Below are 11,937 nucleotides of genomic sequence, written 5' to 3' on the forward strand. Positions count from 1 at the left end.
ATTCGACCCCGGGTGGCGACGTTATGGTCACAGGGCCGGCGGCGACGGGGCCGACAGCCAGGCCGTGTAGCTGTCGCTGCGGGCCGCCGCCTCCGTGTGGGCCGCACGGGCCTGGGCGAGGACCGCCGCCGCCGTGTCGTGGGCCGGTGCCGCCGGGTGCCAGCCGAGCAGATGCCGCCAGTACAGCGGCGCCCCCGCGAGCGGCCTTGTCACCAGGCCCGGCGTCGGCGGGAACGTCGCCCGGCAGAGCCCCACCGCCCGCCCCACCTGCACCAGATGCACGCACGACGCCACATCCGTCTCGTACACGCGCGACGGCGTGAACCCCGCCCGCGCGCACGCCGCAGAGAAGCAGTCCGCGAAACAGCCGTCGCCCGGCACGTCCGTCCACGCCTCCTCCGCGAGCTGCCCCAGGTCGATCTCCTGAAGACCGGCCAGCGGATGGTCGGTCGGCAGCATGACGAAGACGGGGTCGCGGGCCACCTCGCGCCACACCAGGAGCTCGTTCTCCGGCGGCGCGCTCGGCCCACACGTGCCGACGAGCGCGAAGTCGAGGCTGCCCTCCGCGGTACGCGACGCGATGTCCCGCTCCGACCAGGAGGTGTGCGTCGTCACCGGCACCCCCGGGTACGCCGCGGCGAGCCGGTCCACCAGCGCGCCGAGCAGCGGCCCGTGGATGCCGCCGAGCCGGAACCCCGCCCCGCCCTCCCACGCCCGCACGAACTGCTGGGCCTCCTCCCGAAGCCCGCTCACCGCGGGCAGGACCACCCGGGCCCGCGCGAGCACGAACTCGCCGAGCGCGGTGGCCCGCACACCGTGCCGCCCGCGCTCGAAGAGCTCACCCCCCAGGGCGCGCTCGATCCTCTTCAACTGCGCGCTCAGGGCGGGCTGGGCCAGCCCGAGCGCGGTGGCGGCCTTGGTCAGGCTGCCCGCGTCGGCGATCGCCCGGATCGTCTTGAGGTGCCGCAACTCCAGGTCCATAAGGTGAGCTTGGGGTCACCCAAGGGCCGGGGCAAGACTCAGGTCCGGACCAAGACTGCGCATTCGGGGACCGCCACGGCGCCGCCGTCAGTTACCGGTCACCCTCAGCAGCACCACCGACCGCCCCGCCACCGTCACCGCCTCACCCGCCCCGTGCACCGTGCCGGGCGCGGCGCTCTGGTCCTCCAGGGACGTGTCCACCACGACCTCGTACGCCTCGGCCCACGGCGGACCCGGCAGCACGAACGTCACCGGCTCCCCGTCCGCGTGCAGCACCGCGAGGAAACTCTCGTCGACGATCGGCATGCCCAGCGCGTCCCGGCCGGGTATGTCCCGCCCCGACAGATACATGCCGAGCGTCGCCGCGGGCGCGTACCAGTCCGCCTCCGTCATCTCCCTGCCGTCCGCCGTGAACCACGCCAGGTCCCGCAGTCCGTCCGCGGAGTGCGCACGCCCGGAGAAGAACGCCCGCCTGCGCAGGACCGGATGCCGCAGCCGCAGCCCGATCAGGCGGGACGTCAGCGCGAACAGCTCCCGCCAGCCGGGCTCCTCCCGCAGCCCCCAGTCGACCCAGCTGATCTCGTTGTCCTGGCAGTACGCGTTGTTCGAGCCGCGCTGCGTACGGCCCATCTCGTCGCCCGCGACCAGCATCGGCACACCGGTGGAGAGCAGCAGCGTCGTCATCAGGTTGCGCAGCTGGCGCCGCCGCAGCGCCGTGACGTCCGCGTCGTCCGTCTCGCCCTCGGTGCCGCAGTTCCAGGACCGGTTGTCGTCCGTGCCGTCCCGGTTTCCCTCCCCGTTGGCCTCGTTGTGCTTGCGCCCGTAACTGACGAGGTCCCGCAGCGTGAAACCGTCGTGCGCCGTCACGAAGTTCACCGACGCGTACGGCCTGCGCCCGCCCCACGCGTACAGATCGCTCGACCCCGAGAGCCGGTACCCCAGATCGCGTACGTCCGGCAGCGCACCCCGCCAGAAGTCCCGCACCGCGCCCCGGTAGCGGTCGTTCCACTCCGTCCACAGCGGCGGGAACGCCCCCACCTGATAGCCCCCGGACCCCACGTCCCACGGCTCGGCGATCAGCTTCACGCGCCGCAGGACCGGATCCTGCGCGATCACCGCGAGGAACGGCGAGAGCATGTCGACGTCGTGGAAGGAGCGGGCGAGCGCCGCCGCCAGATCGAAACGGAACCCGTCCACCCCCATCTCCGACACCCAGTACCGCAGCGAGTCGGTGATCAGGCGCAGCACGTGCGGCTGGACCACCTGCAGCGTGTTCCCGCAGCCCGTGTAGTCCGCGTACCGCCGTGCGTCGTTCTGCTGCAGCCGGTAGTAGCCGCGGTTGTCGATGCCCTTCAGGGACAGCATCGGGCCGAGCTCCCCGGCCTCCGCCGTGTGGTTGTAGACCACGTCGAGGATCACCTCGATCCCGGCCTCGTGCAGCGCCCGCACCATCCGCTTGAACTCGCCGACCTGCTCGCCCCGCGTCCCGGACGCCGCATAGGCCGCGTGCGGGGCGAAGTAGCCGATCGAGTTGTAGCCCCAGTAGTTGCGCAGGTCCCGCCGCAGCAGATGGTCCTCGTGCGCGAACTGGTGCACCGGCAACAGCTCGACCGCCGTCACTCCCAGACGTACGAGATGGTCGAGCGCGGCCGGGTGCGCCAACCCCGCGTACGTACCGCGCAGTTCCTCCGGGACCCCCGGATGCAGCTTCGTGAAGCCGCGCACGTGCAGTTCGTAGATGACCGAGTCCGCCCACGGCGTCTTCGGCCTGCGGTCGTCGGTCCACTCGTCGTCCGGCGCGTCGTCGTGCACCACCACGCCCTTGGGGACGAATGGCGCCGAGTCCCGGTCGTCGCGGACCGTGTCCGCCACGTGCTGCTGGGGCCAGTCGCGCACATGTCCGTACACCTCGGCGGGCAGCCGTCCGTAGTCATGTCCCGGGCCGCCGTCCACCGCGCGCGCATACGGATCGAGGAGCAGCTTCGCCGGATTCCAGCGGGCCCCCGTCCACGGGTCCCAGCGGCCGTGCACGCGGTATCCGTACCGCTGCCCCGGCCGCACGCCCGGCACGAAGCCGTGCCAGATCTCGTGCGTCAGCTCGGTCAGCGGGCAGCGCGTCTCCACCTGCCCGGCGTCGAACAGACAGAGCTCCACCGCCTCCGCCCCGCCCGCCCACAGCGCGAAGTTGGTGCCCGCCACCCCGTCCGGCCCCACCCGGAAGCGGGCCCCCAGCGGTGTCGGCGCCCCCGGCCACACGGGCCGGGCCGGTGCCGCACGGGGCGCCGCCCTTCCGTTCCCGTTCACCGTCGGGGCGGGCCGCTCCGTCGTGCCGCGCCCCATCGCCCGCGCCTGCTGCACTGCCCCTTGCTCGGGTGCGCTCGACACCTGTCGGCCTCCTGCGGCTCCGTCGGTCGACGCGCGAAGAAGGGCGTGCGGCGTCCCGGCCGCGGCTCCCCATACGTCGTCCTCCCCATGGTTCTGCCCACCGTGCGCGTCGCACTCACGTTTCCCCGGCAGGGGGACGGTCGTTGGGACCCACGTGAGACAGGATGCGAGGCGCGCACGGCGCGCAGGGGCGGCGCTGGCCGCGGTACTGACATGGGCAGGGCTGCTGGCCGGGGCGGCGGGCTGCTCCTCCGGCGGGGTCGACGGGTTCATGGGGAAGCCGCGCTCCCCGGCGGACGCGATCCGGGTGACGCCCGACGACGACAGCAAGGGGATCAGGGCGGACGAACGCATCGAGGTCGAGGTCCCCGACGGCCGTCTGGAGTCGGTGAAGGTGGTCCGGACGCAGGACGCGCAGGAGTTCGACGTGCCGGGCCGCATCGACGAGGACGGCATGACCTGGCGGCCGATCGACCGGGGCCCGCTGGCGCTCGCCGCCACGTACAAGGTCGACGCCGTCGCCATGGACGGCCACGGCCGCCGCTCGGCCCGGCACACCACCTTCCGTACCTACGTCCCCGACGAGCGCTTTATCGGATACGTGACACCGGAGAACCGCGCCACCGTCGGCACCGGCATGATCGTCTCCCTGGAGTTCAACCGGGAGATCGAGAACCGCGCGGCCGTGCAGCGCGCCATCCACGTCACCGCCCACCCGGACGTCGAGATCCGCCCGCACTGGTTCGGCAAGAGCCGTGTGGACTTCCGCCCCGAGAAGTACTGGAAGCCCGGCACCAAGGTCACCGTCGGCCTGCGGCTGCGCGACGTCGAGGCCGACCGCGGCGTGTACGGCCTCCAGGACAAGAGCTTCGCGTTCACGGTCGGCCGCCACCAGGAGTCCCTGGTCGACGCCGCCGAGCACACCATGGAGGTGCGCAGGGACGGCGAGCTGCTCTCCACCGTGCCGATCACCGCGGGCGCCCCCAAGACCACCACGTACAACGGGAAGATGGTGGTGTCGGAGATGCTGGAGGTGACCCGCATGAACAGCCGCACCGTCGGCTTCGGCGGGGAGTACGACATCCCGGACGTGCCGCACGCGATGCGCCTGACGACCTCCGGCACGTTCCTGCACGGCAACTACTGGTCCCCGGACGCTCCCGGCAACACGAATGTCAGCCATGGCTGTGTGGGCCTGCGCGATGTGAAGGGCGGCAGCTCACAGACGCCCGCGGGCTGGTTCTTCGACCGGAGCCTCATCGGGGACGTCGTCGAGGTCATCAACAGCAATGACAAGAAAGTCGCTCCTGACAACGGCCTCAGCGGTTGGAACATGGAGTGGAAGGACTGGGTGAAGTCCGGCTGATCCCCCAGGTGATCGCCAGGTGGTCACCGGGTGACCGGCGGTGGACCACCAGGTGATCATGGTCTGCCCGCGCCCCTGGGCAGTTGGAACTGAACAGTGACATTGGCGGGGACTGTTCGCCGGGAACGGTGTGGTTATCTATCGCTGGCGCGTGTCCGAAACGCGCAGGTGCACTGGGGTGCGGGCCTGGACCAGTCCGGGCTCGGCGAGGGGAGACGACATCTTGAACGGGCGACCGATATCGGGGACGTCGGTTGGCGCGCGTCTGCGCGCGCGACGGCGGGGCGCCAGAACGGCAACGGCGGTGGTGTCGGGGGCGACGCTGCTGTTCGTCGCGGCATGCGGAGGCGGCTCGGACTCGGGCGGCGACGGCAAGGGCGGGGCGGACAAGAACGCCCCCTCGGCGGCCGTCGTCTCGATAGCCCCCAAGGACGGCGCGGACGCGGTGGCGACCAGCGGCGCACTGAAGATAGGCGCCGACAAGGGCAAGCTTTCCGAGGTCAAGGTCGAGGACAGCAAGGGCAACCCGGTCCCCGGCAAGATCACTTCGGGTGGGGCCAGCTGGACGCCCGCCCACCACCTCGCGGCCGCCACGAAGTACAAGGTCCACGCGGTGGCGAAGGACTCCGACGGCCGTGCCTCCGCCAAGGACTCCGTCTTCACGACGCTGACGCCGAAGAACACCTTCGTCGGCCAGTTCAATCCGGAGGACGGCTCGAAGGTCGGCGTGGGAATGCCGTTCTCGGTCAACTTCACGCGCGGCATCACCGACCCGGAAGCGGTCGAGAAGGCCATCGAGATCAAGACCGAGCCGTCGGTGCCGGTCGAGGGCCACTGGTTCGGCAACGACCGCCTGGACTTCCGCCCGGAGAAGTACTGGAAGGCCGGGACGAAGGTCACCGTCAAGCTCAACCTCGACGGCGTCGAGGGCCGCCCGGGGGTCTACGGCAAGCAGGCCAAGACCCTGAAGTTCACCATCGGCCGCAGCCAGGTCTCCACCGTCGACGTCAAGACGCACCAGATGAAGGTCGTCCGCGACGGCAAGCAGATCAAGAAGATCCCGATCACGGCGGGCGCCCCCGGCACCACCACGTACAACGGCGAGATGGTCATCAGCGAGAAGCTGCAGGTGACCCGGATGAACGGCGAGACCGTCGGCTTCGGCGGCGAGTACGACATCAAGGACGTCCCGCACGCCATGCGCCTGTCGACCTCCGGCACGTTCATCCACGGCAACTACTGGTCGGGCGGCGCCTTCGGCAACACCAACGCCAGCCACGGCTGCATAGGCCTGAGCGACGTGCGCGGCGGCTACAGCAAGGAGACGCCCGCGGGCTGGTTCTTCGGCAACTCGATGATCGGCGACCTCGTCGTCGTGAAGAACTCCGCGGACAAGAAGATCCAGCCCGAGAACGGCTACAACGGCTGGAACATGTCGTGGGAGAAGTGGAAGGCATAGGCCCCACCCCCACTTCCCGTACGGGGCCCGGCGCACTGTGACCAAGTGCACCGGGCCCCGGTGCGTTAGTCCCCGTTAACCTGCTGCCATGACTGCAACCCTCGAAGTCGCCGAAGGCGTCGGCACGATCCGCCTCGACCGTCCCCCGATGAACGCCCTGGACATCGCCACCCAGGACCGCCTCAAGGAGCTCGCCGAGGAGGCGGCCCGGCGCGACGACGTGCGCGCCGTGGTGATCTACGGCGGGGAGAAGGTGTTCGCGGCGGGCGCGGACATCAAGGAGATGCAGGACATGGACCACGCGGCCATGATCGTGCGCTCCGGGGCTCTCCAGGAGTCCTTCACCGCCGTGGCGCGCATCCCCAAGCCCGTCGTCGCCGCCGTCACCGGCTACGCGCTGGGCGGCGGTTGCGAGCTTGCGCTCTGCGCCGACTTCCGCATCGCCGCGGACAACGCCAAGCTCGGCCAGCCGGAGATCCTGCTCGGCGTCATCCCCGGCGCGGGCGGCACCCAGCGCCTGGCCCGCCTCGTCGGCCCGTCCAAGGCCAAGGACCTCATCTTCACCGGCCGTCACGTGAAGGCCGAGGAGGCACTCACCATCGGCCTGGTGGACCGCGTCGTGCCCGCCGCCGAGGTGTACGAGCAGGCGCACGCGTGGGCCGCGCGGCTGGCGAAGGGCCCGGCCATCGCGCTGCGCGCCGCCAAGGAGTCCATCGACGCGGGCCTGGAGACGGACCTCGACACCGGCCTCGCCATCGAACGGACCTGGTTCGCGGGTCTGTTCGCGACCGAGGACCGCGAGCGGGGCATGCGGAGCTTCGTCGAGGAGGGGCCCGGCAAGGCCAAGTTCGTCTGAACTGAGCTCCCCGGGCGCGCTGTTGAACGTACGTCAGCATCGGCGTCCCCCGAAGGAGCGGATTATGGCCGACTTAACGGAGGCTTAAGCGAGACTGTTCCGGAGCTGTAAGTGATCATGTATGAGCGGGAAGTCATCGCAGGTCACAGCAGCTCCAGCGGCCCTTAACTGCCACCGGCATATGCCAAAGAGGTCCCCCGGAATGGTTGGTTCCGGGGGGCCTATTCCGCCGGAACGGCCACAGAGAGTGCGCTGGGCGGCCATGATGGGGGCATGGCGGGGCTGGAGGGTGACGAACGGCCGCGGCGGCACGGCAGTGCGACCGCGGCGCGCTGGTCGCCGGCGGTTGAGGACGAACATGCGCTGAAGGCGCTCGAGTTGTTCGGCAATCCCACGGACGCGGAGGTTCCGCTGCCGTCGCGCCCGGAGTCCGCCGCCATCGCGCGCCGCCTCGCCCAGGTCGTCGTCCTGCGCCACTGGGGACTCTCCCCGAAGCTCACCGAGGACGTCGTCCTCCTCGTCTCCGAACTCGTCGGGAACGCCGTGCGGCACACCGGCGCCCGCGTCTTCGGCCTGCGCATGCAGCGGCGGCGCGGCTGGATCCGGGTGGAGGTCCGCGATCCGTCGCGCGGACTGCCCTGTCTGCTGCCCGTCGGCGAGATGGACCTGAGCGGCCGCGGCCTCTTCCTCGTCGACAAGCTGTCCGACCGGTGGGGCGTCGACCTGCTGCCGCGCGGCAAGACGACGTGGTTCGAGATGCGGGCCGCCGACCGCTGAGCAGGCGGGGGGTCCGGAGGGTGATCCGGTGTGGATACGCGAAAGCCCCCGGCGGCCGTGGTCGGCGCGAAGGGGGCCTTCGTGAAGCGCCGTGGATATTGGGGTGTGATCCACAGCCGCTGATGACGACCTGAGCCCGGGTCAATGGGGGTCGTGTCCCCGACTATGGCAGACGGGCGCGACTGATCCAAAAGCCTCTATCCGTCCATACGTGGGCAAATCATGACAGTTTAGAGGTGAATCCTTGGTGAGATGGGACACCTGCCTGGTAAACGCTGGTTAAGTGGACGCTGTGACAGGCGATAAGCAAGGGGCGAGGGAGTGATCTCGGCCCCCGGACCCCCCGACCCGTGGCGGCCCCAAAGCAGGCAATCAGCACCTTTTCCACGTTTACCCCATTAAATGGTCGGGTGATCGAGACCGACCGCCGCAGAGTCCTGCGCGCGGGCGCCGGACTGGTCGCCGCGGGCGCACTCACCACCGGGTGCGCCGCCACCGGCCCCGCCGCCCCCGCACGCGACCGCCCGCCCGCCGCCACGACCCCCCGCCCGGCCCGGCCCGCCCCGGCCGCCGCCCCCGCACCCCGCCGCTTCCCCGGCCAGCCCGCCCAGATCACCCACGGCCCCCGCACCCGCCCCCAGGTCGCCCTCACCTTCCACGGCCAGGGCGACCCGGCGACCGCGAAGGCCCTGCTCGCCCAGGCGGAGAAGGCCGGAGCCCACGTCACCGTGCTCGCGGTCGGCAGCTGGCTCGACGACCACCCCGACCTGGCGCGCCGCATCCTCGACGGCGGCCACGACCTGGGCAACCACACCCATCACCACCTCGACATCAACGCCATGTCCGAGGCCGACGCCTACGCCGAGATCACCGGCTGCGCGGACCGCCTGCGCCGCCTCACCGGCTCCGTCGGCACCTGGTTCCGCCCCTCGCGCACCCCGACGGCGAGCCCCCTCGTCGAGCGGCTCGCCCGCCGCGCGGGCTACCCGCACGTCCTCTCGTACGACGTCGACTCCCTCGACTTCACGTCGCCGGGCGCCCCGGCCGTCACCCGCACCGTCGCCGGTGAGATCCGCGCGGGATCCGTGGTGAGCCTGCACTTCGGGTACGCGGACACGGTCGCCGCGCTGCCCGCCGTCCTGACCGAACTGGAACGCCGCGGCCTGCGCGCGGTCACGACCACGGAGCTGCTGACCTGATGTCCCTGAACCCGAACGAGATCCCGGGCTCGAACCCCGGCCCGAATCCAGGACCGATCCCCACCCGGGCCCCGCGGTCGGCGACCTCCCGGCTCAACCTCACCAAGCGCACCACGGCCGTGCTCGTCGCGGGTGCCGCCCTCGCCGTCCTCGCGGGCTGCGGCACCGACGAGCGCGCCAACGAAGCGCTCGGCACCGAGGGCGTCCGCAAGCCCGCCAAGCCGAAGGCGGCACCCGGCCTGCCCGGCATGCCGCCCGTCCTCGACCCGAAGGACGTCTACGCCGCCGACCGGCCCAACGCCCTCCAGCCCGTGGCCAAGAAGTTCCTGCCGCGGGTGTACGTCCCCAACACCGGCTCCAACACGGTGTCGGTCATCGACCCCAAGAAGTTCGAGGTCGTCGAGACCATCAAGGTCGGCAACCAGCCGCAGCACGTCGTCCCCTCCTGGGACTTGAAGACGCTCTGGGTCAACAACGACCTCGGCGACAGCCTCACCGCCATCGACCCCGTCACCGGCAAGACCGGCCGGACCGTCGAGGTCTCCGACCCGTACAACCTCTACTTCACGCCGAACGGCAAGCACGCCATCGTGATGGCCTCCATGGACCGCGAGCTCGTCTTCCGCGACCCGAAGACCATGAACCGCGTCAAGACCGTCCCCGTCACCTGCGCGGGCGTCAACCACGCCGACTTCTCCATGGACGGCCGCTACTTCATCGTGTCCTGCGAGTTCTCCGGCGAACTCCTCAAGGTCGACACGGAGAAGATGGAGGTCGTCGGCCAGCAGAAGATCCCCTTCAAGGGAGCGATGCCGCAGGACGTGAAGATGTCCCCCGACGGCAAGACCTTCTACATCGCCGACATGATGGCGCACGGCATGTGGGTCCTGGACGGCGACAAGTTCACGACACCGAAGCTGCTGCCCACCGGCAAGGGCTGCCACGGCCTGTACGTCAGCCGCGACTCCAAGGAGATGTACGTCTCCAACCGCGGCGAGGGCACCATCTCCGTCTTCGACTTCCCGAAGAACAAACTCACCAAGAAGTGGAAGCTCCCGCAGGGCGGCAGCCCCGACATGGGCGGCGTCTCGGCGGACGGCAACACCCTCTGGCTTTCCGGACGTTACGACTCCGAGGTCTACGCCATCGACACCCGGACCGGAGTGCAGCTGGCCCGCATCCCGGTCGGCAACGGTCCGCACGGCCTCGCGGTCTATCCCCAGCCGGGCCGGTATTCGCTCGGGCACACCGGAATCTTCCGTTGAACGGTTGATGGTTGACGGTTGGCCACAGCCGACAGCGGGCACCAGACGGGCAGTTCAGATACCTGCCTTCCGCCCACTCTGGAGGCGCCCGTGATCCGTGGCATCGATGTCAGCTCGCACCAGTCGAACTTCGACACGGACGGCCTCTCCTTCGTCTTCATAAAGGCGACGGAGGGCCGTTCGTACATCAACCCGAAACTGTCCGCCCAGACGAAGCGCGCCCGCGACGGCGGCTGCGTGGTCGGCTTCTACCACTTCCTGTGGCCGGGCAACATCAAGGCACAGGCGGAGTATTTCGTGAGCAAGGCGCCCGAAAAGGCGGGTGACTTGCTGGCGGCGGACTGGGAGTGGACGGGGGAGCACACGGCCGCGTCGAATGCGGAGAAAGACCGGTTCATTCGTGAGGTAAAGCGACTGAGGCCCTCGCACCGGGTCATGTTGTACGCGAATCGAGATTTCTGGTTGAACCGTGATGACACGTCCTACGCGGGCGATGGACTGTGGATCGCCGACTACGTGACGGCGGGCAAGCCGCGCATCCAGGCGAAGTGGAAGATCCACCAGCACACGTCGACGCCGCTGGACAAGAACGTGGCCGCCTTCGCGAGCGAGAACGCGCTGCGGGAGTGGGCGACGTCCGCTTGACCGCTCACCTCATGCCCGGCGGTGGTTCCTCGCGGAGCCGCCGCGCGGGTGGGTCGGTGATGTAGGTGTTCAGCAGGTCGAATGTACGCAGGTGAAGTGGGAGTGCTTCGTACCATGCGGAGGCTCGCGCATGTGGATGACTCGGCGCGGCTGTACGGGGAGGGTGGGGTCGCGGGGTGACCTCGGGTGGGTCCGCCTCGCCGCGTGACCGGGACAAGGGCGTGGCCGACTCCGGCGGCGAGGATGTGCTGCGGGAGTCGGCCACGTCCTAGGGGCTGTCAGGTGCTCAGGCGCGCCACTCCGCCGTACGCTCCCGGGACGCCGCGTCCAGCGCCTTGCGGATCTCGTCCGTCCCGCCGGCGTTGCCGTACACGGGAGTTCCGGGCTGCTGGCGCCAGGAGTCGTCCTGGCCGCCGTTGTCCACGGTGTCAAAGCCCATCTCGTCGATCAGGTCGCGCACGGTCTTCTTGGCGGCCTCGTCGTCGCCGGACACGGGCAGGGCGACGCGGCCGGGGGCGCCCTTCGGCAGGGGCTTGTCGAGGATGTCCTGGGCGTACGTGCCGTTGAAGGCCTTGATGACGGGGTGGCCGATCTGCCGCTCCGTCCAGCGGCTCTCCGTCAGGCCGTCCTCGATCTCGGCGATCTTTCCGTCGCGCTGCTGCGGGTAGTAGTTGCCGGTGTCGATGACGGCGACGTTCTCCGCCGCGCCGTCGAGGAAGCCCGCGGGCAGGCCGGGGACGGCCTTGAGCGGGATGGTCACGACGACGACCTCCGCACCGAGCGCGGCCTCCGCGACGGTGACGGGCTTCGCGCCGGTCTCCTCGGCGAGGGCGGTCAGGGTGTGCGGGCCGCGCGAGTTCGCGACGGAGACGTCGTGGCCGATGGCGGTGAGGCGGCGGGTGAGGTTGCCGCCGATGTTGCCCGCGCCGATGATGCCGATCTTCATGACTGACTGCCCTTCCAGTGTTCCGCTGTCTTAACGGAGGCAACCTCCGGAACGGCGA

At 70.2% G+C, this 11,937-nt stretch carries 10 protein-coding genes; 7 read left to right on the plus strand and 3 right to left on the minus strand.

The genetic code is table 11. From position 1 onward, the window contains the following. Positions 1 to 27 precede the first annotated feature (27 nt). Entirely contained in the window at positions 28 to 981 is a 954-nt protein-coding gene (locus AC068B_RS28640) for a LysR family transcriptional regulator (RefSeq protein WP_478674518.1), read from the minus strand. Positions 982 to 1,068: 87 nt separating this feature from the next. Then, positions 1,069 to 3,366, minus strand: a complete 2,298-nt coding sequence (gene glgX, locus AC068B_RS28645) for a glycogen debranching protein GlgX (RefSeq protein ID WP_478674519.1) — start codon at positions 3,364 to 3,366, stop codon at positions 1,069 to 1,071. Positions 3,367 to 3,520: 154 nt separating this feature from the next. On the opposite strand from glgX, the gene AC068B_RS28650 reads away from it, so the two are divergent. The 7 genes from AC068B_RS28650 to AC068B_RS28680 all read left to right on the plus strand — a co-directional run bounded on the left by AC068B_RS28650 (position 3,521) and on the right by AC068B_RS28680 (position 10,933). Next, entirely contained in the window at positions 3,521 to 4,732 is a 1,212-nt protein-coding gene (locus AC068B_RS28650) for a L,D-transpeptidase (RefSeq protein WP_478674520.1), read from the plus strand. Between the two features lie 223 nt (positions 4,733 to 4,955). Further along, positions 4,956 to 6,191, plus strand: coding sequence for a L,D-transpeptidase (locus tag AC068B_RS28655; RefSeq protein WP_478674521.1), 1,236 nt, complete (start codon positions 4,956 to 4,958; stop codon positions 6,189 to 6,191). Positions 6,192 to 6,279: 88 nt separating this feature from the next. Continuing rightward, the gene (locus AC068B_RS28660) at positions 6,280 to 7,047 is read left to right on the plus strand and encodes an enoyl-CoA hydratase/isomerase family protein (protein ID WP_478674522.1); all 768 of its coding nucleotides are present in this window, start codon (positions 6,280 to 6,282) and stop codon (positions 7,045 to 7,047) included. A gap of 168 nt (positions 7,048 to 7,215) precedes the next feature. Beyond that, complete coding sequence (locus AC068B_RS28665) at positions 7,216 to 7,824, plus strand: ATP-binding protein (protein ID WP_478674741.1); 609 nt, start codon at positions 7,216 to 7,218, stop codon at positions 7,822 to 7,824. 410 nt (positions 7,825 to 8,234) lie between these two features. Next, entirely contained in the window at positions 8,235 to 9,023 is a 789-nt protein-coding gene (locus AC068B_RS28670; RefSeq protein WP_478674523.1) for a polysaccharide deacetylase family protein, read from the plus strand. Then, complete coding sequence (locus tag AC068B_RS28675) at positions 9,023 to 10,288, plus strand: YncE family protein (protein WP_478674524.1); 1,266 nt, start codon at positions 9,023 to 9,025, stop codon at positions 10,286 to 10,288. Before AC068B_RS28670 ends, AC068B_RS28675 begins: the two co-directional genes overlap by 1 nt. Positions 10,289 to 10,378: 90 nt before the next feature. Continuing rightward, positions 10,379 to 10,933 carry a glycoside hydrolase family 25 protein gene (locus tag AC068B_RS28680; RefSeq protein WP_478674525.1) on the plus strand — a complete coding sequence of 185 codons (555 nt, stop codon included), beginning with the start codon at positions 10,379 to 10,381 and terminating at the stop codon, positions 10,931 to 10,933. 286 nt (positions 10,934 to 11,219) lie between these two features. On the opposite strand, the gene AC068B_RS28685 is transcribed toward AC068B_RS28680, so the two are convergent. Continuing rightward, on the minus strand, positions 11,220 to 11,879 hold the full coding sequence (locus AC068B_RS28685; RefSeq protein ID WP_478674526.1) for an NADPH-dependent F420 reductase: 660 nt from the start codon (positions 11,877 to 11,879) through the stop codon (positions 11,220 to 11,222). Positions 11,880 to 11,937: the final 58 nt, after the last annotated feature.

The organism is Streptomyces sp. NPDC042371 (assembly GCF_056437465.1).

What these genes read in the sequence shown, in the direction of transcription:
- AC068B_RS28640 (WP_478674518.1), bottom strand. Translation starts at nt 981, where the DNA reads ATGGACCTGGAGTTGCGGCACCTCAAGACGATCCGGGCGATCGCCGAC.
- AC068B_RS28660 (WP_478674522.1), top strand. Translation starts at nt 6,280, where the DNA reads ATGACTGCAACCCTCGAAGTCGCCGAAGGCGTCGGCACGATCCGCCTC.
- AC068B_RS28675 (WP_478674524.1), top strand. Translation starts at nt 9,023, where the DNA reads ATGTCCCTGAACCCGAACGAGATCCCGGGCTCGAACCCCGGCCCGAAT.
- AC068B_RS28685 (WP_478674526.1), bottom strand. Translation starts at nt 11,879, where the DNA reads ATGAAGATCGGCATCATCGGCGCGGGCAACATCGGCGGCAACCTCACC.